Source organism: Kitasatospora sp. NPDC052896, from assembly GCF_044547075.1.
Classification (GTDB): domain Bacteria; phylum Actinomycetota; class Actinomycetes; order Streptomycetales; family Streptomycetaceae; genus Kitasatospora.
The window spans coordinates 216,264-239,013 of the sequence record NZ_JBITZU010000003.1 but is presented as its reverse complement, the minus strand read 5'-3'; the positions used below and the strand labels follow the sequence as shown (position 1 = coordinate 239,013).

9 protein-coding genes and 1 pseudogene are annotated in these 22,750 nt (G+C 75.2%); 8 read left to right on the top strand and 2 right to left on the bottom strand.

Features of this window, described 5'->3' with window-relative positions:
• Window positions 1-21: 21 nt before the first annotated feature.
• On the bottom strand, window positions 22-1,248 hold the full coding sequence (locus tag ACIGXM_RS09740; RefSeq protein ID WP_396558729.1) for an FAD-dependent oxidoreductase: 1,227 nt from the start codon (window positions 1,246-1,248) through the stop codon (window positions 22-24).
• A 440-nt stretch (window positions 1,249-1,688) separates the two neighbouring features.
• Here ACIGXM_RS09740 and ACIGXM_RS09735 point away from each other — a divergent pair, with 440 nt between their 5' ends.
• From ACIGXM_RS09735 to ACIGXM_RS09725, 3 genes are read left to right on the top strand one after another with little or no spacing between them, the layout of a single operon-like run.
• The gene (locus ACIGXM_RS09735; protein WP_396558727.1) at window positions 1,689-2,420 is read left to right on the top strand and encodes a 4'-phosphopantetheinyl transferase family protein; all 732 of its coding nucleotides are present in this window, start codon (window positions 1,689-1,691) and stop codon (window positions 2,418-2,420) included.
• An 11-nt stretch (window positions 2,421-2,431) separates the two neighbouring features.
• Window positions 2,432-3,160, top strand: coding sequence for a response regulator transcription factor (locus tag ACIGXM_RS09730; RefSeq protein ID WP_396558725.1), 729 nt, complete (start codon window positions 2,432-2,434; stop codon window positions 3,158-3,160).
• Between the two features lie 18 nt (window positions 3,161-3,178).
• Window positions 3,179-3,781 (top strand): TetR/AcrR family transcriptional regulator, encoded by a 603-nt coding sequence (locus ACIGXM_RS09725; RefSeq protein WP_396558723.1) that lies wholly within the window; start codon window positions 3,179-3,181, stop codon window positions 3,779-3,781.
• Between the two features lie 23 nt (window positions 3,782-3,804).
• Here the strand turns inward: ACIGXM_RS09725 and ACIGXM_RS09720 are convergent, their stop codons facing one another.
• Window positions 3,805-5,895 carry a UvrD-helicase domain-containing protein gene (locus ACIGXM_RS09720; protein WP_396558721.1) on the bottom strand — a complete coding sequence of 697 codons (2,091 nt, stop codon included), beginning with the start codon at window positions 5,893-5,895 and terminating at the stop codon, window positions 3,805-3,807.
• Between the two features lie 234 nt (window positions 5,896-6,129).
• Here ACIGXM_RS09720 and ACIGXM_RS09715 point away from each other — a divergent pair.
• The 5 genes and pseudogenes from ACIGXM_RS09715 to ACIGXM_RS09695 all read left to right on the top strand — a co-directional run bounded on the left by ACIGXM_RS09715 (window position 6,130) and on the right by ACIGXM_RS09695 (window position 22,748).
• Window positions 6,130-7,879, top strand: a pseudogene (locus tag ACIGXM_RS09715) (RNA ligase family protein).
• Window positions 7,879-10,716 (top strand): poly(A) polymerase, encoded by a 2,838-nt coding sequence (locus ACIGXM_RS09710; RefSeq protein ID WP_396558719.1) that lies wholly within the window; start codon window positions 7,879-7,881, stop codon window positions 10,714-10,716. The pseudogene ACIGXM_RS09715 and the gene ACIGXM_RS09710 overlap by 1 nt, the downstream one beginning before the upstream one ends.
• Window positions 10,717-11,095: 379 nt before the next feature.
• The gene (locus tag ACIGXM_RS09705; protein ID WP_396558717.1) at window positions 11,096-17,908 is read left to right on the top strand and encodes an SDR family NAD(P)-dependent oxidoreductase; all 6,813 of its coding nucleotides are present in this window, start codon (window positions 11,096-11,098) and stop codon (window positions 17,906-17,908) included.
• Window positions 17,909-17,922: 14 nt separating this feature from the next.
• Window positions 17,923-22,425, top strand: coding sequence for a beta-ketoacyl synthase N-terminal-like domain-containing protein (locus ACIGXM_RS09700; protein ID WP_396558715.1), 4,503 nt, complete (start codon window positions 17,923-17,925; stop codon window positions 22,423-22,425).
• Between the two features lie 68 nt (window positions 22,426-22,493).
• Window positions 22,494-22,748 carry a phosphopantetheine-binding protein gene (locus ACIGXM_RS09695; RefSeq protein ID WP_396559160.1) on the top strand — a complete coding sequence of 85 codons (255 nt, stop codon included), beginning with the start codon at window positions 22,494-22,496 and terminating at the stop codon, window positions 22,746-22,748.
• Window positions 22,749-22,750 lie beyond the last annotated feature (2 nt).

Genomic DNA, 22,750 nt, shown 5'->3' with positions numbered 1-22,750 from the left:
TCCGTCCGTGCGGCCCGACCGTCAGGCCGGCTGCTCACCGGTGCGGCCGAGCTGGGCGGCCAGCTCCGGCGGCAGGGCGGTCATCACGTCGATGAAGTCCTCGTGCGCGCCCCGCACCGGGGGCGTGCTGTCGTAGCCGAGGGCCTGCAGCTTCCACTGCAGGCCCTGCAACCGCTCGACGTGCGGGCGGCGCACCCGCTCGTACTCCTCGATCCGGCCCGGGTCGCCGGAGGCGAACACGTCGGCGATCGCCCTGGCCGCCGAGGCGGCACCATGCAGCGACTGGTTGAGCCCCTGGCCGCCGAGGGTGTGCAGGCCGTGCACCACCTCGCCGACCAGCAGCACCCGGCCGACCCGCCACGAAGGCGCCCGCCAGAGCGAGAAGCCCAACCGCATCACCGGCGAGGTACGGCCGGCGACCTCGCCCAGCCACCCGGACAGCTCGGGATCGACGTCCTTCAGCTGGTCGGCCAGCTCGGCCGGGCCGCCCCGCTCCAGCCGCTCCTCCTGCTCCCGGTCGGGTGACCACACGATGGCGATCGACGGGCCGGGGGTGGGAATGGTGAACAGCGCGCGCGGCGCCTGGTGCCGCACCAGCAGCACCGGTTCGCGGCCCGGAACGGCCGGACCGACCAGCAGCCAGGCCGGCCGGTCGAAGGGCGAGACGTCCAGCCGGACACCGACCAGCTCGCGCAGCGCGGACTGCCGACCGTCGGCGGCGACGGCGTACCGGGCCCTGATCCACCGGCGCGTCGGCGCGGCACCCTCCTGTTCGGCGGGCCGCTCGAAGGTGAGCAGCACGCTCCGCGCGTCCTGCTCGACCCCGGCCACGGTCTCACCGGTCAGCACGGTGGCGCGCGGCTCGGCGCGCAGCCTGGCGAGCAGCGCCTGGATGACGGTGCCGGTCGGCACGGTCAGGCCGTACGGCCGGGCGATCCCGGGGTGGTCCGCGTAACGCCAGCTGGAGAGCATCCCGGCCGTGCCGTGGTCGTCCACGCCGAGGACCCGCTGGCCGGCCGCGACGAGCTCCTCGTCGATCCCCTCGGCGGCGAGCAGGCCGAGGGTCGGCGGGGCCAGCAGCGGCGAGATGCCCGCTCCGGCCTCCTGGAACTCGGCCTGCGGCGAGACCAGGACGACCGAGTGGCCGGCGCGGGCGGAGAGCAGCGCGGTGTACAGCGCGGTGGCACCGCCGCCGACCACGCAGACGTCCGTTTCGCGGACGGTCGGCCGGGGATCGTCCGTGGTCACTCGGGCGACCGGAGGGTGTTGCCGTCGGGAGGTCATACCTGCTCGGCCCTTCTGTGAACGCCGGCGTGCGGCCGGCGGTGGCGGTCTGCGTCCACCGGACGGGGATTCACTCGCCCCTCGGCTCGTCTCCTCCGTACGGGCGTCGGCAGAGTCGTCAACATCCTCCGGCGGCCGGGGGCGGGTCGGGAGTCCGCGCGAGGGGGCCTTCCGGCGGCGGGACGAGGCCCCTTTCGGGTACCTCACTCGGCCACCCCACCCTTCCGCCTCCCCCGGCGGAAGGCCGGTCCGGCCGGCCTTCATGATCCACCGTGTACAGCGGAAGTACAGCGGGGCCGTGTTGCATGGCAAACGCGACCGGTGGATTCCGAGCCGGGCCGCGGCGCGGGTGAGGAGGGGGCTAACCGCGCAAACGGGGGAGGTACTTCGTCAGCATGGACACGTTGACTTCAGAGGCTTTTGACGCGTTCGCGCCGAACGCGATTCCGGACGGGGTTCTGGTGCGGTCCGGACGGTCCACCGGCCGGCTCGCACCAGGCGACCTGGACATTCTCTCGGCCGAGGAGCGCGGCCGGTTCGCGGCCTTCCGCGATCCGGTCCGCGCCGCGCGGTTCGCCGCCGCGCACGTCGAGCTGAGACGGTTCCTCGGCCAGGCGCTCGGCTGCGCCCCGGCGGCGCTCCGCTTCGACCGCCACCCGTGTGCCGGCTGCGGCCGCGCGGGCCACGGCCGCCCTTACGTCCGCGCGCCGCGCACGGACTGGGAGTTCAGCTTCTCCCGGTCCGGTCCCTACTGGCTGTGCGCGGCCGCCGAGGCGGTCCGGGTGGGCGTCGACCTGGAGCGGGAGCGCGCGGTGGACCCGTCCTCGCTCTCGCCCGCGATCCTGAGCGCAGACGAGCGCCGACACCTCGACAGCGTCCCGCCGGAATTCCGCGCCGCCGAGTTCATCCGGTGCTGGACCCGGAAGGAGGCCGTGGTGAAGGCCAGCGGAATAGGAATAGAAGCCGCACTCGGGGAAATCGACGTGCGACCCGGGCAACTCAGGGCGAAGGTTCTCCACACCGTTCCCGGATGCGAATTCGACAACTGGGTGGTGACCGACCTACCGGCCGGGACCGATCACTTCTCGGCGATCGCCGTCCCCGCCCTCGCCCAACGCAAGTACCACGTTCCATAGGGGGAATCGAAGTGTCAATCCGATCGAACGGGATCGGCCTCGGGCTCGCGCTGATCCTGGCGAACGAGGTCAGCAGATACGGCGTCGAAGGGATGCTCCGCCAGCTGCCCGGAGTGGCCACCGTGAGCTGCTTCAGCACCGGCGAGGAGGCGATGCGCGCCGGCGCCGACACCGCCGACCTGGTGGTGACGGCCGCGACCGAGCTCGCCGCGACCGAGAACCTGGCCGCCGCCGACGCCCTGAGCGCACGACAGGTCCGGTTGCTGTTACTGGCCGACAGCTCCGACCCGGTCGGGGTGCCGCAGACCACCCACTCCTGCGTCCAGGCCCTGGTCGACTGGTCCGGGCTGACCCCCCGGATCTTCGACGACGCCATCTCCGACATCATCGCGGGCAAGTTCTACGTATCGGCCTCGCTGGCCCGCCGGGTGCTGCGGCAGTCGGGGCCGCCGCCCGCCGACGCGCAACCGTGGGGGACGCCCGGCACCGGACTGACGCCGCGCGAGCTCCAGGTCCTCGGACTGGTGGCCAAGGGGCTGAGCAACAAGCAGGCGGCCCGGCGCCTGCAGATCTCCGAGCACGGCGTGAAGCGGCTGGTCGGCAACGTCCTGGCCAAACTGAACTGCCCGAACCGGACGCTCGCGGTGGTCCGCGCCATCGAGTACGGCCTGTTGGCCGACCCGACCGGCAACCCGGACCAGGCGTTCGGCACTCCGCAGTCAGCGACATCTGTTGCCTAACCGGTGTAAGCTGAGCAGATGTCACGCTCCTCGACAGACGACGGAAGCAAACGCGTCGATCCCCGGGTGCTGCGGACCCGCGCACTGCTGCGGGCCGCCGTGCTGGAGCTCGCCGCCGAACGCGAACCCGGCTCCATCACCATCGCCCACGTCGCCGAGCGGGCCACCATCAACCGCGCGACCGTCTACCAGCACTATCGTGACCGCGACGAGCTGCTGTTGGACGCGATGGAGAACGAGCTGGCCGGCCTGGTCGACCTGGTCGCGCGCTGCCCCCTGGTGGTACTGCCGGAGGCGATGCCGCTGACGTTCGTCGCCATCTTCCGGCACGTCGAGGCGAACACCGTGCTCTACCAGCGGATGCTCGGCCCCTGCGGCTCGGCCCGGTTCATCAACCGACTGCACCAGCTGGTCGCCGGGCAGGTGACACGGCAGCTGGTCGCGGCCGGGGTCGGCGCGGCCGACGCACCGGGCGTCGAGCTGCGCGCCGGCTGCGCCGCCGGAGCCGTCATCGGCCTGATCACCCAGTGGCTGCGCGGCCCCGGGACACCGCGCGCCGAAGCGGCCGCCGCCGACGCCTGGCAAGCACTCCAGGCGGTCGGCGGCGGGCCCGCCCGGTAGCCGCGCCCCGGGGGCCGAAGGGCTCAGCTGTCGGTGACCCCGTCGGTGACCCGGCCGAGCCACAGCGTGTCGCGGGCCCGCGTCATCGCGACGAAGAGCTGACTGCGTGCCAGGGCCGCACGCTCTCGTCCCACCTCGTCGTCCGTGCCGCCCGCGCCCGTCCGCCCGGCGGTGCCGGCGCTCTTCAGCGAGCTGTCGTGTTCCGGCAGCCAAACGTGCTTGAACTCCAGGCCCTTGGCACGACGGTAGCTGCCGATCTTGACGGCGTCCACGGGGTGACCGTCGTAATGGTCCAGCAGGCAGACGGGGATACCGGCCCTGGTCAGCAGTCGCTGATAGTGGGCGATCCCCCGCCGGGTGGGGCACAGCACCGCCATGTCTCCCCAGACCGCCGTCGACCCGGGTTCGCCGCCGGCCGACGGCTCCCCCGCGACGGCGTCGGCATGCCGGTGCAGCGAGTCCAACAGGGCCTGGTCGTGCTCCGCGAGGGTGGCCGTCCCGACGCGGATCACCCGGCCGTCGTGATAGGTGAGTTCGACGTCCCGGGTGCCCAGGGTGCGGGTGCCGTCCAGGTCATCGAACGCGTCGTCGGCGACCACGGACAGGGCCGCCTCGAGGATCTCCCTCGCGTTGCGGTAGTTGACCCGCAGCACCTGGCCACGGTCACCGCGCACGTCCACTCCGGCGTCGCCGAGTCGGAACCCGCCCGGGTAGACGGCCTGTTGGCCGTCACCGATGAGCAGCAGGCCGTTGGCGGCGTCGCCGACCAGGGCGTGCAGCAGGCGCACTCCCACCAGGGTGAGGTCCTGAACCTCGTCGGCGATGACCGCCGCGTAGCGCGGGCGGTCCGCCTCCCGGGCCGCCTCGGCCAGGGCCAGCGCCAGCACGTCGTTGAAGTCGTGGATCTCACGCTCGGCGAGGAGGCGCTGGTACTCCTGGTACAGCGCCCACACCGCCTCGCGGTGCGAGCGCCGCAGGGTGGCCAGCCGGCCGCGCCGGTTCAGCGTGGCGTACTTCTCGAAGCTCGTCAGACCACGTCCCTTGATGACGTGGTCGATCTCCTCGTGCCAGTAGCGCGGCGCCGGGTCGATCTCGGACAGGCAGGTCGCCCGGCCGGTGCTCAGCCAGGCCCGACTGAAGGCGTCCTCGGCCTTGTCACCGTTCAGTCTCACCGGCACGCCACGCTCGTGGAGGAACTCCTGGGCCCAGGCGTGCACGCTGTGGAACTCCACCCGGTCACTGGTCGCCGGCGCCATGGCGCGCAGGAAGGTGCCCTGCACCCGCGGCAGGTTGTTCGCGTAGGTGACGTACAGGATCCGGCCCGTGGTGCGCCGGGCCAGGTACGCGGCCCGGTGCAGGCCGACCACCGTCTTGCCCGTGCCCGCGGGTCCGCTGATCCGGGCCGGCCCCGACCAGTTCCGCCGCACCAGGGCCACCTGATCGGGGTGCAGGAACGTCATCCACCGCTCGACCGGTGCGCGCAGCGCGGCCGCCAGCTCGGCGTCACGCAGCGCGGTGACATCGAACAGTCCGTCAGGCCCGGTGATCGGAGCGTCGGTCGGCCGCGCGGCCGGGGCAGCCACCACCACCGACTCGTAACCGGGCAACACGCCGAGGAGGTGGTCCGCGATGGCACGTACCATCGGCTGCACCACTCGCCGCCGCTCGGCCGCGAGCGCCGCGGCGAGCTCACGGCCGCCCAGCAGGCGGACCCGGCCGACCGAGCCGCCAACCCGCTCACCGGCCACGGCCAGCACCGGCTGGACCGCCACCGGGGACAGGCCGAGTGACTCCACGCCACGCTCGACGCCGCGGACCGCCGCGAGCAGCGCGGCGACCCGGCCGTCCGTGGCGGAGTCACCACCCGACGATCCGCCGGCACCGGTGAGGTCTGCACCATCGCCGCCGGCAAGACCGACGACGAACACGCCGCCCGGACCGATCAACAGCACGCCCGCGTCCCGGGCGCGACCGACCGGCCACCCCCTGTCCATCAGCAGCCGCCAGCCGCGCTGAGCCAGCAGGAGCAGCTGCGCCGCCAGGTGGCTCTCCTCGTCCGTCGTCCGCCAGCGGCCCACCTGCTCCCAGGCCGTCCGCCACTGCTCACGTAGCACCCGCTCCCGTCGCCGAGCCTCCTGCGCTCCCCCCGAAGACGATCCCGCTGCCGCCATACCGTCCCCCAATCCGAATGCAGAGCGTGTTGATCCTAGGACGGTCCGCAGCTCACCGACAGCCCTCCCGCCGATGGCCCGGCTGGTGGACGGCTGGCGGTTACTCGATGGATCCGGTCCGCCCGGGCTTCGTAGAGTGTCCGCGGCACGGCGTCGACACAGGGAACGGATCAGATCATGCGCGTGCACTATCCCCGCACGCCGCATCTGCCCTGGTCGCCGGGGGCGACGCCGGACGACGTCGGGGTCGACGGGCTGGCGGGCCTGCGGGGCCGGGAGGTCGTGGTCACCGAGAAGCTCGACGGGGAACACCACGCTCTACTCCGACGGTTTGCACGCCCGTTCGCCGGACTCCGCCCACCATCCGTCGCGGGCCTGGGTCAAGGGCCTGCAGGGGCGGATCGGTGCGGCGATCCCGTCGGGCTGGCGGGTGTGCGGGGAGAACCTCTTCGCGCGGCACTCGATCGGCTATCAGGAGCTGGAGAGTTGGTTCTACGGGTTCTCGGTCTGGGACGACGACCGCTGCCTGGACTGGGACCGGACGGTTCGCTTCCTGCACCGGCTGGGCGTGCCGACACCGCGCGTGCTGTGGCGCGGCGTCCTCGACGAGCGGGCGCTGCGCGCGCTGCGACTCGACGCCGAACGGCAGGAGGGTTACGTCGTCCGGACCGTCGAGGGTTTCGGCCGGGCGGAGTTCGGCCGGCGGGTCGCCAAGTGGGTGCGTCCGGGGCACGTGCGGACCGACACCCACTGGATGCACGCCGAGGTGGTGGCGAACGGACTGGCCCCCACCGCCGCGCTGTGGGCGGTGTGTTCGGGCGCCGCCCCCGATCCAGCGGCCCTGGCGGACGCCGTGGGGATGCCGGCGGAGGCTTCGCCCGGCACCGCGGCAGCCGTGGCGGATGTCGCCGACCGGCTTGACGCGCTGGGACGTTCGGGCGACGCGCGGCTGGCGGGCGTGCTGGCCGTGCTGCTGCGCGACGGCCGGCGGGAGCGGCTGGCGCCCCGGCTGATCGGGCCGCTGGGTCTGCCGTTGGCCCGGCGGGTCGCCGATCTCGTCGGGTTGTATCCGGGCCTGCAACGCCCCTACCCCGACGAGCGGCGCCGGGCCGGGCTGGTTCGGCTGGCACGGGCCGCCGACCTCGGGGTGCTGCACGCGGTCGCCGCGGCGGCCCTGACCGGCCCTACGGACAGTGGAGTTGACGAGGCCCGGGGGTGGGTCGAGTGGTCCGCGCTGCACGCCGAGGACGGCGGACTGCTCGGTGCGGCGCCGCTGCGGTGGTTGCGCTCGGGCCTGCGCGACGCTCTCGCCGGGCTGAACGCCGAGGCGGCCGACCGGTGTTGGGCCGAGGCCGGGGAGGCGTACGCGCGGGGGCGGATCTCCACCGTCGAGGAGGCCGTGGCGGCGAGCTGGCGGTGGCGGTCCGGGGCGTTCCCCCGACTGATCCACCTGGTCGGCCCGTCGGGCAGCGGGAAGAGCGGCTTCGCCGGCCGGTTGCCCGGCGTGGCGGCGCACGTCAGCCTCGACGACCTGCGGGCCGCGCGTGGCTCCCGGGCGGACCAGCGGGAGAACGTGGACGTGCTGCGGGAGGGGCTGCACCGGTTGGAGGCCGCGCTGGTCCCCGGCGTGACCGTGGTCTGGGACGCCACCTCGCTCAACCAGCACCAGCGTTCGCTGGTGCACGCGGTGGCGGAGCGCCGCGACACCCTGGTCACGCACGCGGTCGTGCTGGTCGAGGAGGCCGAGCTGATCCGTCGCAACGCGCGGCGCTCGCACCCGGTGCCGCCGGAGGTGCTCGCCGCGCAGCTGCACCGCTTCACCCCGCCCTACCCCGGCCAGGCGCACCGCACCTGGTACGTCGGGTCGGACGGCATCGTCGGCGACGTCGCCGGAGGGCTTCAGGAAGAGGACGGGGAGGACGTCTGATGCGCACGAGCGAGGAGATCTACCACCGGGTGCGCTGGGATCCGCGGTTCGACCCGGCCCGGTTCGTACTGGGCGTCCAGCAGCGCGGCACCACGCCCAGGCGGATACCGCTGGACGCCTTCGCCCCGGGCGGCGACGTCCCGTGGCACCGAGTGCTGTTCGTCGAGGCTGACGGCGAGCTGGTGTGGGACCGGGCCGGGGGCGTGGACCGCCTCGACGCGCTGGAGGCCGGCCGGGTCGGCGAGCCGCGGCTGCTGCGGGCACCGTTCTTCACCGCCAGCACGCCGCACGCGTGGGACCCGGCGGCGGCCGGATGGCGCCCCGCCGACGCCGCGCCCCCGGCTGCCGCACCGACCGCGACGCGCCTGCGCGTGCTGACCTGGAACACGCTCTGGGACCGCTACGACAGCGAGCGCATCGACACCGCCCGGCGCCGTCCGCTGCTGCTGACGGCCCTGGCAGAGGCCACCCCGGACGTGATCGCGCTGCAGGAGGTCGAGCCCGGGCTGCTCACCGCGCTGCTGGACTCCCCCTGGGTCCGCGCCGGCTACACCCTGGGCACCGCCCCGACCGGGCGGGACGTCGAGGACAGCGGGCTGCTGCTGCTCAGCCGGTTGCCCGTGCGCGAGGCGGGGTACCACGTGCTCGGCCCGCACAAGGCCGTCACCGCCGTCACCGTGCGGACCGCCGCCGGCCCGCTGGTAGTGGCCGCCACCCACCTGAGCAGCGACCACTCGGAGCGCGGCGCGGACCGGCGGCGGGCCGAACTCGCCTGGCTCGCCGAGGGGTTGGCCGGGCTGGAGGGCGACCTGGTGGTGCTGGGCGACTTCAACGACGGTGGCGACGGCCCGGACGGCCCGGCCGCCGTACTCGGCCTGCGGGATGTCTGGACCGAGGTGCACGGGCCCGACGACCGCGCCCCCACCTTCGACCCGGGCGGCAATCCGCTGGCCGCGGTCTCCTCGCTGACCGGGCGGGCCGGCTGGCTGGACCGGGTACTGCTGCGGGCGGGCGGGCCCCGGGCGAGCGCGGCCGTCCTGCGCGGCGAGCTGCCCAGCGCGGACGGGCCGTTCGTGTCGGACCATTACGGTGTGGAAGCGGAGCTGAGTTTCGGCGGGGCCGAGCCCGCCGACGTCCTCGACGCCGCGCCGACGGCGCGTACCGCCGTGGCGTGGCTGCCGCCCGCGGAGCTGTGGCCGGCGATCCAGGACATCCGCTGGGAGCACGATCCGCAGGTCCGCCGGTGGCCACCACACGTCAATCTGCTCTTCGGCTTCGTGCCGGAATCCGACTTCGAGCGGGCGGCGCCGCTGCTCGCCGCCGCGGCTGGCGGAACGGCGCCCTTCACCGCCCGGCTGGAGGGGGTGCACAGCTTCCGGCACCGGGCGGACGCCACCGTCTGGCTCGACCCGGCCGCCGCCGGCAGGGCGCCGTGGGCCGGCCTGTACCGGGCGCTGGCGGAGCGCTTCCCGCGCTGCCACGGGCGGGCCGAGGGCTTCACCCCGCACCTGTCGCTGGGCCGGAGCCGGCAGCCGAAGCAACTCGCCGCCGAGTGCGCCGCCCGGCTCACCGGTCGGTCGGCCCGGGTGGGCGAGCTGGTGCTGCTCTCCCGCCGGGGCGACGAGCCGATGCGGCCGCGGGCCACCGTCGCACTGGGCACCGGCGAGGTCCGCTGGCTGCCCGACGACCCCGTCAGCGCGCTGGCCCCGGCCGCGGACGAGCGGATCACCGCGCGGATCGCCGAGGCGCTGGACGAGGGGGTCGTGCACCTCGTCGGGTCCCGGCGGATGGGCTGCGCGCTGGCCGGTGCGGACCTGGACCTGGTGGCGGCCCTGCCGGGTGCCGTCGATCCGACGGAGGTCGGGGCGCGGGTGGCCGCCGCGCTGCCGGACGCCACCCGGCTGCGGCAGGTGACCGGTGCCCGGGTGCCGGGCCTGCGGCTGCGCGTCGGCGAGCTGGACGTCGACCTGGTCCTGGTCGGCACCGGACCACTCGCCCCCGGCGAGGCGGTGACCCGCCGGGCCGAGCTGGGCGAGCCGGCCGCGATCGCGCTGAGCGCGGTCAGCGACGCGGACACGGTGCGCGCCGCGGTCGGCGACCGGCACGCCGCCTTCGCCCGGCTGGCCGGGCAGGTGAAGGCATGGGCGAGGGCGCGTGGCCTCGACTCGGCGCCGTTCGGTGGGCTGCCGGGGCTGGCCTGGTCCGTGCTGGCGGCCCGGACCGTGCGCGAGGCCGGCGAGCTGACGGGTGGCGAGCTGCTCCGGCACTTCTTCGGCAGCTGGGCCGCCTGGGACTGGCGGGAACCGGTCGAGCTCAGCGGTGCCGGCACCGGCACCGGCACCGGGCCGACGGCGGTGACCGTCGCCACGCCGTCCCGTCCGGTGCGCAACTGCGCCGAGCAGGTCGGCGCCGGTGGGCTGGCGCTGCTGACCCAGGAGCTCTACCGCGCGTGGGAGGTGCTGGAGGCGGCGGCCGGGTCCGGTGTCGATCCGTGGACCGAGCTGCTCTCGCCGCCGCCCCTGCACCGCCGGCACGCCGCCTGGGCGGTGCTGACGGTCCCCGCGGACCGGACCGGGGAGGTGGAGGAGCTCCTGGGCCGGGTCCGGGGGCGGATGCGGGCCCTGCTCACCGCCCTGGAGGAGGCCGGCGCGATCGACGCACACGCCTGGCCCCGCCCGTTCGAGACCGGCCCGTCGGGGCTCCGGTACGCGATCGGCCTCGGTCAGGCCCCACCGGACGCGGCCCGGCTGGCCGGGATCGCCGAGCGGTGGGGCAGGGGGCTGCCGGGTGTGGAGCTGGAGCTGGTGGAGTGCGGCGCCGTACCGACCCTGCGGTAGGAACGTGCGAACCCGACGGAGCGGGACTGCGGTCGGCGTGACGAACGCCGGCTCGCCCGCTGGGCGGTTCAACCACTCGTACCCGGCCGGCCCGACGGTCGCGGTCCGCCTCCTTCGCCGCGAGGCCAGCCCCAACCGGGCTGCCTGACACGCGACTTGTCACCCGCCCATCCACCGTGTCCACACTGGCGAGAGGATTGACATGGACGCGCAATGTGGGCTTAACCTGACAGGCACTACCGATCAGTAGCGTCAGTGTCGCACCGGACAGCGCAATCGTGCGATGGCGCCCTCCTGCCTCAGCGGAGGGTAGCCCAGTACCTCCCCGTACCGCGAGTCATCCGCCCCCACGTGCACCATGATGCGTATCGGAGAGTTCATGAGGCCCAGTTCGCCGCCGGTCGACATCGTCATCGGGATCACCCCCTTCCAGCAACCGGACGCCGCGCTGGCCGAGGCCGTGTGCCGCGCGGGTGCGTTGGGCGTGCTGGATCTCGGGACCGGTGACCGCGGGTCACGGGAGGAGTTGACCCGACTCCGCGAGAGCACGCCCGGCCGGTTCGGTGTCCGCCTGGGCCCGAACTGCCGCATCACACCTGAGGAGTTACGCGACCCCGCGGGGCCGCACACCCTGCTGCTGGCCCCCGACGCCGCCGACCGGGACCTCGCGGCACTCGCCCCGCGACACCGACTGCTGATCGAAGTGACCGACCTCCAACAGGCCGTGGCCGCCGTCCGCGCCGGCGCCCACGGACTCGTCGCCCGCGGCGGTGAGAGCGGGGGCCGGGTCGGCGAGCTCAGCACCTTCGTCCTGCTCCAACTGCTGCTGAGCGCACCGGAGATCACGGTGCCCGTGTGGGCCGCGGGCGGGATCGGGGTGCACACCGCCGCGGCGGCGGTGGCCGGCGGCGCGGCCGGGGTGGTGCTCGACAGTCAACTCGCGCTGCTGGCGGAGTCCGCCGCACCGGAGGAGGCCGCCGCCATCGTGCGCGGCATGGACGGCTCCGAGACCACCGTGCTCGAGGGGCGCCGCGTGCTGCGACGCGGCGGACCGGGCGAACCCGGATGCGGTGAGCTGACTGTCGGTCAGGACGGCTTCCTCGCGGCGAGATTCGCCGACCGGTGGAGAACTGCCGGAGCGGCCGTACGTGCCGTGCGCGAGGCCGCGCTGGACGGCGCCCGGACCGCCGCGACGGCGGCACCGCTCGGCCCCGGTGCGCCGCTGTGCGACACCTTGGGCACCCGGCTCCCGGTGGCACAAGGGCCGATGACCAGGGTCAGCGACCAGCCGGGCTTCGCGGCGGCGGTGGCCGGGGCGGGCGCGCTGCCGTTCGTGGCACTGGCACTGGCCGGCCCGGAGCAGACCCGCGAGCTGCTCGCGCGGACCGCCGTCGCCATCGGCGAACTCCCCTGGGGAGTCGGCGTGTTGGGCTTCGCACCGGAGGAGGTGCGCAGTGCCCAGTTGGCGCAGGTACTGGCCGCGCGGCCGAGCCACGCGGTGATCGCGGGTGGACGACCCTCGCAGGCCCGGGTGTTGGAGGACGCGGGCATCCGCACCTTCCTGCACGTGCCCTCCCCCGGCCTGCTGCGGCAGTTCCTGGACGACGGGGCGCGCAGGTTCGTCTTCGAGGGATCGGAGTGCGGTGGGCACGTCGGTCCGCGGTACGCCTTCCCGTTGTGGGAGGCGCAGTTGGCGGTGCTGACGGACTTCCTCGACGAGACGCCCGACCGGCCGCTGGTCGAGGTGCTCTTCGCGGGCGGCGTGCACGACGAGCGTTCGGCGGCGATGGTGGCGGCGATGGCCGCGCCGCTGGCCGAGCGCGGGGTGGCGGCGGGCCTGCTGATGGGCACGGCCTACCTGTTCACCGAGGAGGCGGTGGCGCTCGGCGCGGTGCAACCACAGTTCCAGCGGCAGGTGCTCGCGGCACGCGGCACGGAACTGCTGCGGACCGCCCCCGGGCACGCCACCCGCTGCGTGCCCAGCCCGTTCACGACGGAGTTCCGGGCCACCCGGGAACGGCTGCGGGCCGCGAGCGTGCCGGACCGGGAGGTCTGGGAGCAGCTGGAGCGGTTGAACGTCGGCCGGTTGCGGATCGCCAGCAAGGGCGTCGACCGGGTGGCGGGGGAACTCACCACGGTGGACGAGCAGGGGCAGTTGGCGCGGGGCATGTTCATGGCCGGTCAGGTCGCCGTGCTGCGTTCGGCCACCACCACGCTGGCCGAACTGCACGCCGCCGTGAGCATCGGCGCGGCCGACTTCCTGGACAGGCGGGCCGCGGAGCTCGCGGAGCGGCTGGGCCGCACCGACCTCGCGGCCGGGGAGCCGGCACCGGCGCCGCTGGAGATCGCCGTGATCGGCATGGCGGGCATGTTCCCGCAGGCCCCCGACCTGCCCGCGTTCTGGGCGAACGTGGTGGCCGGGGTGGACGCGGTGACCGAGGTGCCGCCCGAGCGGTGGGACCCGGCGCTGTACCACTCGGCGGACGGCGAGCCCGGTACCACCCCGTCCAAGTGGGGCGGCTTCCTACCGCGCATCCCGTTCGATCCGCTGGGCTACGGCATCCCACCGTCCGCGCTGGGCAGCATCGAACCGGTGCAGCTGCTGGCCCTGGAGGCGGCGCGCCGGGCCCTGCTGGACGCGGGGTACGACGGTGGCGGGGGCGAGGGCGGCCGGGCCTTCGACCGTTCCCGCACCAGTGTGGTGTTCGGCGCGGAGGCGGGCAGCGACCTGTCGAACGCGGGGGTGCTGGGCGCGGTGCTGCCGGCCTACCTGGGTGAGGTGCCGGAGGCGATCGCGGCCCAACTGCCGAAGCTCACCGAGGACTCCTTCCCCGGCATGCTGGCCAACGTCATCTCGGGGCGGATCGCCAACCGGCTGGACCTGGGCGGCGCCAACTTCACCGTGGACGCCGCGTGCGCGTCCTCGCTGGCCGCCCTGGACGTGGCCTGCAAGGAGTTGGTCGCGGGTACCAGCGACCTGGCCCTGTGCGGCGGCGCGGACCTGCACAACGGGATCAACGACTACCTGCTCTTCGCCTCGGTGCACGCGCTCTCCCCCACCGGCCGGTCCCGCCCGTTCGACGCGTCGGCGGACGGCATCGCGCTCGGCGAGGGGGTGGCCTGCCTGGTGCTGAAGCGGCTGGTGGACGCGGAACGCGACGGCGACCGGGTGTACGCGGTGGTCCAGGGCATCGGCAGCGCGAGCGACGGACGTTCGCTGGGTCTGACGGCCCCCCGGCCCGAGGGGCAGCGGGCGGCGCTGGAGCGGGCCTACCGCGGCGCGGGCGTCAGGCCGGCCGAGGTGGGTCTGGTGGAGGCGCACGGCACCGGGACGGTGGTCGGCGACCAGACCGAACTGTCCACACTGAGCGCGGTGTTCGCGGAGGGTGGGGCCACGCCCGGGAGTTGTGCGTTGGGGTCGGTCAAGTCGCAGATCGGGCACACCAAGTGCGCGGCGGGGCTGGCCGGCCTGATCAAGGCCTCGCTGGCGCTGCACACCGGAGTGAAGCCGCCGACCCTGCACCTGGAACAGCCCAACTCGGCCTGGCGGCCGGGCGAGAGCCCGTTCGCGTTCCACACCCGGGCCCAACCCTGGGCCGCGCCACCGGCCGAACGCGTCGCCGGTGTCAGCGCGTTCGGCTTCGGCGGCACCAACTTCCACGTGGTGCTGAAGGGTTACGACGGCCCGCCACCGGTGCACGGACTGCTGGAGTGGCCGGCCGAGCTGTTCACCTTCCGCGGCGCGGACCGGGCCCGGGCACTGCGCGGCGTGGCGGAGCTGCTGCGGCTCGCGGAGGCGGACGGCGCGCCCTGGCGGCTGCGCGACCTGGCGCTGGCCGCCTCCCGGCGGGCGGAGACGGGGCGCGGGCCGGTCCAGGCCGCGGTGGTGGCGTCGAGCGTTCCGGAGCTGGCCGACCTGCTGCACCGGGCGATCGCCGAGGAGCACGCGCCGGCCTCCGGGCTGTACCTGGCGGAGGCGGAGCAGGTAGCCGGTGGCGAGGTCGCGTTCCTCTTCCCCGGGCAGGGCAGCCAGCGCCCGGGCATGTTCGCGGAACTCTTCACGGTGTTCCCGGGGGTGCGGCGACAGCTGCGGCTGGGTCGGGCGTACGCCGACGCGCTGTACCCACCGGCCGCCTTCACGCCCGAGGCTCGGGAGGAGCAGCGGGCCGCACTGACCGACACCAGGGTGGCCCAGCCGGCCCTGGGCATCACCGGCCTGGCGGCGTACGAGCTGCTGGCGCTGGCCGGGGTGCGGCCTCAGCTCGCGGGCGGCCACAGCTACGGCGAGCTGGTCGCGTTGTGCGCGGCGGGGGCGCTGGCGGCGGAGGACCTGCCGGCGCTCAGCGCCGAGCGGGCGCGGGCCATCCTCGACGCGGTCGGCGAGGGCGCCGACCCGGGTTCGATGGCCGCCGTGACGGCCTCCGCCGAGGAGGTCGAACAGGCGCTGGCGGCGGCCGATTCGGCCGGACGGGTGGTGACGGCGAACCACAACGCACCACGGCAGACGGTGGTGTCCGGCCCGACCGAGGAGGTGGCGGCCGCCACGCGGCTGCTGCGCGAGGCCGGGTACGGGGTGAAGCGGCTGCCGGTCGCGTGCGCCTTCCACAGCCCGCTGGTGGCGGGCGCGGGCGAGCGGTTCGCCGCGGCACTGGCGAGCCGGCCCGTGCGGGCGCCGGAGTTCCCGGTCTGGTCGAACCGGACGGCCACCGCCTACCCGGCGGACCCGGCGGCGATCCGGGCCGAACTCGCCGCGCAGATCGGCGCGCCCGTGCGGTTCACGGCACAGATCGAGGCGATGTACGAAGCGGGTGCCCGGGTCTTCGTCGAGGCCGGTCCCGGGTCGGTGCTGACCCGGCTGGTGTCGGAGGTGCTCGGGGAGCGGCCTCACCGGGCGGTCCCCCTCGAGCGACGCCGCGCCGGCCTGCCCGGCTTCCTCGACGCGCTGGCCGAACTGGCCGTCGCGGGCGTGCCGGTGCGGACCGATCGGCTGCTGCGCGGACGCGACGCGGTGGACGCCGGCCGGGCCCGAGCACCGCGCCGGCCCGGCTGGACGGTGGACGGACAGCTGGTGCGCACCGCCGCAGGAGACCTACTGCCCGGTGCGCTCGCACCGGCCCGACCCGTGCCGGAGGCCTTGGTGACAACGCGGGAACCACAGCGAGACGACCGGCAGGCGAGCGCGGACGCCCTGGTCTCGGAGTTCCTCAGCAGCAGCCGGGAGCTGATCGCGGCTCAACGCGACGTCCTGCTGACGTACTTCGGTGCGGCTGGCGCTCCGGCTGCCGTGCCGGCCGTCCCGCTCCCGGCCGTCCCGCTTCCGGCGGCGGCACTGCCGCAGGAACCCGTCGTGCTGCCGGCACGGCCGGATCAGCCGGTCACAGCCGACGCGCCCGCACCCGCGCTCGGCGAGGACGACGTGCTGCGCGCCGTGGTGGAGGTGATCAGCGAACGGACCGGCTACCCGGCCGACATGATCGAGCCCGACCTCGACCTCGAAGCCGACCTCAGCATCGACTCCATCAAGCGCACCGAGATCGTCGGCCGGCTGGTCCGACGGCTCGCCGACCACCCCGACGCCGGCCTCACCGCGCTGGGCGACCAGGAGCTGGAGCAGCTCGCCCGCACCCGCACCGCCGCCGCCATCGCCGGCTGGCTCAGCCCCCGGCTGGGGTCGGCCGGGCCCACCGCGAAGCCCGAATCCGTGCCCGCGCCCGCCGCGCCGGCCCTCGTCGGCCACGAGCCGGTGCGACTGCGCTTCGCGACCGTACCGCTGAGCAGGCCGGCCGGGACACCGGAGTCGCTGGCGGGCAAGCGTTTCGCCGTGCTGGGCGAGGACGGCCACGGGGTCGCCGCGGCCCTGGCGGCACGGCTCGCCGAGCACGGCGCGTCCGTGCTGGCCCGCGACGCGACACACGAACTCTCCTCGGCGGACGGCCCGTTGGACGGCGTGCTGCTGCTGGACCCGCTCGCCGCACACGGCACGCCGGTGCTGCCGGGCCGGGTGCCGGTGCTGCAGGCCGCCCTGGCCCGGACGCCCCGCTGGCTGCTCGCCGCCCGGACCGCGGCACCGTCCACCGCCGGCCGGGCGGACGGGCTGCGCGGACTGTTCCGCACGCTGGCCCGCGAGTACCCGGACGCCTCGGTACGGCTGGTCGAGGTCGATGACCCGGCGCAGGCCACCGACGCCCTGGTCGGCGAGCTGCTGGCCGAGGACCGCGAGCCGGTGGTGCTGCACGGCCCGGCCGGCCGTCAGGGCCTGGTGCTCACGGAGTCCGGCCTCGGCGTGCTGGGCAGCACGGGCGCCGGGCCGGCCGGCGACGGGGTGGCCGAGGCCGCCGCGCTGGGCCTGGACCGGGACGCCGTGGTCCTGCTGGTCGGCGGGGCGCGCGGGATCACCGCGCGGTTCGCGGCGACCCTCGCGACGGCCGCCCGCTGCCGGCTGGAGCTGCTCGGCCGGACCGCGCCGCCGGACGGCCCCGAGGACCCGGTGACGGCCACCGCCCACGACCGGTCCGCGCTGCGGGCCGTGCTCGCCGGGCGGGGCGTACCGCTGCCGGAGATCGACGCCGCCGCGTCCCGCCTGCTGGCCGGGCGCGAGGTCGCGGCGACCCTCGACGAGCTGTCGGCGCTGGGCTCGGCGGCCCGCTACCGGGCCGTGGACGCGGCCGATCCGGCCGCCCTGCGGCAGGCCGTCAAGGAGGTGTACGCCGAGCACGGCCGCCTCGACGGCGTGGTCTTCGCGGCTGGTGTGATCGAGGACCGGGTGTTCGCCGAGAAGGACCCGGAGTCCTTCCGGCGGGTCTTCGCCACCAAGGCGGACGGTGCCCGGGCGCTGCTCGACGCGCTGACCGAGCTGCCCGGCGGGCCGCGGTTCACGGTGCTCTTCGGCAGCATCGCCGCCGCGCTGGGCAATCGGGGCCAGGCCGACTACGCGGCGGCCAACGACGCCCTGGAGGAGCTGGGCGCCCGCTGGGCGGCCGGCACCGGGCACCGGGCACTGACCGTGCACTGGGGCCCGTGGGCGCCGTCCGGCGCGCACGGCGGCATGGTGTCGCCGGAGCTGGCCGAGGACTACGCCCGCCGGGGCGTGCGGCTGATCGACCCGGGCGCGGGCACCCTGGCGTTGCTGCGCGAACTGGCCTGGGGCGAGCGGGAGGCCCGGGCCGTGGTCTACACGGCGTCCGGCTGGTGACCACGATGACCTCGATGTCGGGAACCGAACTCCCGCCGGTGGCCGTGGTGGGGATGGCGGTGCTGCTGCCCGGTGCCCCGGACCTGGCGAGCTACTGGCGGAACCTGGTCGGCGGGGTGGACGCGATCACCGAGGTGCCCGCGGGGCGCTGGGACGCGGGCTACTACGACCCGCGGGCCGCCTCCGGACCGGCCGTGCCGGACCGGCTCTACTGCCGGCGCGGCGGCTTCGTGGACGGGCTGGCCCAGGTGCAGCCGACCCGGTTCGGCATCATGCCGAACTCGCTCCCCGGCACCGAGCCCGACCAGCTGATCGCGCTCCAGGTCGCGTCCGCCGCCATCGCGGACGCGGGTGGCCCGCACCGGCTGCCGAGTCGGGACCGGATCGGGGTGGTACTGGGCCGGGGTGGCTATCTGACGCCCGGCCTGGTCAGGCTCGACCAACGGGTGCGCGGCGCACACCAGTTGGCGCACACCATCGGCGAGCTACTGCCTGAGCTGACGGAAAGTCAACTCGACCGGGTGCGGACGGCGTTCGCCGAACGACTGGGCCCGGACCAGCCGGAGTCGGCGATCGGCCTGGTGCCCAACCTGGCCGCCTCCCGGCTGGCCAACCGGCTCGACCTGCGCGGCCCCGCGTACACCGTGGACGCCGCCTGCGCGTCCTCGCTGGTCGCGGTGGACCAGGCGGTCGGCGAGCTGGCGACCGGGCGCTGCGACGCGGTGCTGGCGGGCGGCGTGCACCACTGTCACGACGTCACGCTGTGGAGCGTGTTCGCGCAGCTGCGGGCGCTCTCGCCGAGCCAGCGGATCCGTCCGTTCCATCGGGGCGCCGACGGCCTGCTGATCGGCGAGGGCACCGGCGTGGTGCTGCTCAAGCGGCTCGCCGACGCCGAGCGGGCCGGCGACCGGGTGTACGCGGTGATCCGCGGCACCGGCGTGGCCAGCGACGGGCGGACGGCGGGTCCCGCCACCCCCGACCCGGGCGGTCAGAGCCGGGCGGTGCGGGCGGCCTGGCGGGCGGCCGGGCTCGACCCGACGGCGCGCGGCGCGCTCGGCCTGCTGGAGGCGCACGGCACTGCCACCCCGGCCGGGGACGCGGCCGAACTGGCCACGCTGGCCGAGGTGTTCGGCCCGGCGACGGCCGGAGAGGAACGGGCGGTGCTCGGCTCGGTGAAGTCGATGATCGGCCACACCATGCCGGCCGCCGGCGTCGCCGGTCTGGTCAAGGCGGCGCTGGCGGTGCACCACGGGGTGCTGCTGCCCACGCTGCACTGCGAGGACCCGCACCCGGCGCTGGCCGGCACCCGGTTCCGCACCGTCGGCACCGCGCGGCCCTGGGAGACTCGCGACGGCGAACCGCGCCGGGCCGGGGTGAACGCCTTCGGTTTCGGCGGCATCAACGCCCATGTGGTGCTGGAGCAGGCGCCCACCGGCAGCGGCCCCTCCCCCGCGCCGCCGACCGCGACGGCTCTGGTGGCCGAACCCGAGCGGGTGCTGCGGCTGGCCGCCGACACCCCCGGGCGGCTGGCCGAGCTGCTGGCGGCCGACGACAGCGCGGTGCTGGCCGCCGGCCTGCCGGAGCACGGCGGGCCGGCGGCGCGCTGTCGGGTGGCGGTCGTCGATCCGAGTGCGAAGCGGCTGGCGCTGGCCCGCCGCGCGGTCGGCCGCGGGCGGGCCTGGCGCGGGCGCGGCGACGTGTGGTTCGCTCCGGAGCCGCTGCTGGGCGCCGGCGGCGGGCGGCTGGCGTTCCTCTTCCCGGGCCTGGAGGGCGAGTTCGCTCCTCGGGTGGACGAGGTCGCGGACCACTTCGGCCTGCCGCGTCCCGGCCTCGCCGCCCGGGTGGACGACATCGGGCGGCACGGCGTCGGCGTGGTCGCCGTCGGGCGGCTGCTCGACGCGGCGCTGCGCCGGCTCGGGCTGCGGCCGGACGGCGTGGCCGGGCACAGCGTCGGCGAGTGGACCGCCATGATCACCGCCGGCCTGTACTCCGGCGCCACCGTGGACGCCTTCCTGGCCGCCTTCGACCCGGACGCGCTGCGTGTTCCCGGGCTGGCCTTCGCCGCCCTGGGCGCCTCGGCGGACCAGGTGCTCGACGCGCTGGCGACGCTCGACGGCATGGCGGAGGTCGTGCTGTCCCACGACAACGCGCCGCAACAGTCCATCGTCTGCGGCCCCGAAGGGCCCGTCGCGGAACTGGTCCGCCGGTTCCGCGCGCGCGGCGTGCTGGGCCAGCTGCTGCCCTTCCAGTCGGGCTTCCACACCCCGATGTTGGGCCCCTACCTGGAGCCGATCCGGCAGGCCGCCGACCGCTTCGAGTTGCACCCGCCGACCGTGCCCGTCTGGTCCGGGACGACCGCCGCACCGTTCCCGGCGACCGAGGCCGAGGTGCGCGCGCTCTTCGTGCGCCATCTGCTGGAGCCGGTTCGGTTCCGGCCACTGGTCGAGGCCCTGTACGCGGCCGGGTTCCGGGCGTTCGTCCAGGTGGGCACCGGGCAGCTGAGCTCGCTGGTGGGCGACACGCTGCACGACCGGGAGCACCTGGCGGTCGCGGCCAACTCCCCGCACCGCGACGGGCTGGCCCAACTCCGGCGGGTCGCCGCGGCGCTGTGGGCGGACGGCGCCGAGCCGGACGCCGGCGCACTGCTGCCCGCGGGGCCGCGGCAGCCCCCGGAGGAACGTTCGCACCGGGCCGTGCCGTTGGACCTCGGCTCGCCGCTGGTCTCGCTGGATCCCGCCACCCTCGCCACGCTCCGCCCCGAACTCGGCACCCGGCAGGCCTCGTCGGGCCCGCTCCCCGCCACCCCGCTGGCCGCGCTGGCCGATCGCTTCCCGATGGCGGCCGAGCTCGACGCGCTGCTGCGCGACACCGAGCGCACGGCGGTCGAACTGATCGGCACGGGTGAGCGGTTCGGGCCGTCCACGACCCGGCTGCGGATCTCCCTCGACACCATGCCGTACCTGCTCGACCACTGCTTCTTCCGACAGCCGCCCAACTGGCCCGATCCGGTGGACCGTTGGCCGGTCGTTCCGGCCACCACGATCATCCGGCACCTGATGGACGCCGCCGAACTCAGCGCGCCCGGGCGGGTGGCCGGCGCCGTGCACGACCTGCGGTTCGGACAGTGGGTACCGGCCGCGACACCACTGGAGGTGGAGATCACCCAGAAGGAGGCGGGTCCCGGTCGACTGACCACCTCCTTCGGCGGATTCGCCTCAGGCGTGGTCGAGTTGACCGACCGCCACCCGACACCCCCGGCGCCCTGGCCGGTGGATCCGGCGGGCGAGCACGCTCCCGGGCTGACCGCCGCCGAACTCTACGCGCAGCGCTGGATGTTCCACGGCCCGGCGTTCCAGGGCCTGACCGAACTGACCGCGCTCGGCGAGGCGCACGTCCGCGGCGTGATCACCGCACCGTCCGCCCCCGGCGCGCTGCTGGACAACGTCGGCCAGCTGCTCGGCTACTGGATCATGGCCACCCGGGCCGAGCGCAGCGTCGTCTTCCCCGTCGGCATCCGGCGACTGCGCTTCCACGGACCGCAGCCCCGGCCCGGCACCGAACTGCACTGCCACATCCGCGTCACGTCCCTCACCGACACCCTCCTCGAAGCCGACATGCAGCTGCGCTCCGGCGACGTCGTCTGGGCGGAGGCGCACGGCTGGCAGGACCGCCGCTTCGACAGCCACCCCGACACCCGGCCGGTCGAACGCTTCGCCGACCGGAACACCCTGTCGGCGCCGCAACCCGACGGCTGGGTCCTGCTGCACGAGCGCTGGCCGGACCTCGCCTCCCGCGACCTGATCATGCGCAACCACCTGGGCTCCGCCGAGCGGGCCCGCTACGAGCGACAACCGCCGCGCGGTCGCCGGGCCTGGCTGCTGGGCCGGATCGCCGTGAAGGACGCGGTGCGGCGGTGGCTGTGGGCCCACGGTGAGGGCCCGGTCTTCCCCGCCGAGATCGAGGTGCGCAACGACCCGACCGGGCGCCCCCGGGTCTCCGGGCTGCACGGCCGGACCCTCCCGGAGCTGGACGTCACGCTCGCGCACCAGGCCGAGGCGGCGGTGGCCCTGGTCCGCCCGTCCGGCCCCGACCACGGGCCGGGCGTCGGCATCGACCTCGCGGAGGTCACCGAACGTCCCGCCGAGACCCTGGCGGTGGCGCTGGGCCCGGACGAGCTGGAGCTGCTGGCGGCCTGCCGTGCCGCGCACGGTGGTTCGGAGCCGCTCTGGTTCACCCGGTTCTGGGCGGCGAAGGAGGCGGCGGCCAAGGCCGAGGGCACCGGGCTCCGGGGCCGCCCGCGCGACTTCGCGGTGATCGCCGCCGACCCGTCCAGCCTGCTGGTCGCGGTCCCCGGCCCCACCGGACCCCGCCGCCACCAGGTGCGCTGCCGCAGCGTCGGCAGCCCGCCCGACCTGCCGGAGCGCGACTACATCGTGGCCTGGACCACGGACACCACGGACCGCGCCGAGACCGACGACCGCGACGCCATGAGGTACGAAGGGACAGCTCTCAAGTGACCATCACCGAGCAGACCGTGGACCAGCACCCGCCCACCGAGCGGGAGGTCCTCAGCGAGATCGCCGGCATGCTGGCCGCGGTGCTCGACGAGTACGGCCTCGACGACACCGAGGTCACCATGGCGACCCGGTTCACCGAGGACCTCGAACTGGAGAGCATCGACCTGGTGACCCTGGCCGGCAAGCTCCAGGAGCGTTGGGGCGACCGGATCAACTTCGCCGAGTTCCTCGCGGGCATGGAGCTCGACGAGATCATCGGCCTGACGGTGGGCCGGCTGGTCGACCACGTGGTGGACCGGCTGCGCACCGCCGAGCGGAGCTGACC

Excerpts from the sequence above, each read along its gene's own strand:
- ACIGXM_RS09725 (WP_396558723.1), top strand. The coding sequence starts at position 3,179 with ATGTCACGCTCCTCGACAGACGACGGAAGCAAACGCGTCGATCCCCGG.
- ACIGXM_RS09710 (WP_396558719.1), top strand. The coding sequence starts at position 7,879 with ATGCGCACGAGCGAGGAGATCTACCACCGGGTGCGCTGGGATCCGCGG.
- ACIGXM_RS09705 (WP_396558717.1), top strand. The coding sequence starts at position 11,096 with ATGAGGCCCAGTTCGCCGCCGGTCGACATCGTCATCGGGATCACCCCC.
- ACIGXM_RS09700 (WP_396558715.1), top strand. The coding sequence starts at position 17,923 with ATGTCGGGAACCGAACTCCCGCCGGTGGCCGTGGTGGGGATGGCGGTG.
- ACIGXM_RS09695 (WP_396559160.1), top strand. The coding sequence starts at position 22,494 with ATGCTGGCCGCGGTGCTCGACGAGTACGGCCTCGACGACACCGAGGTC.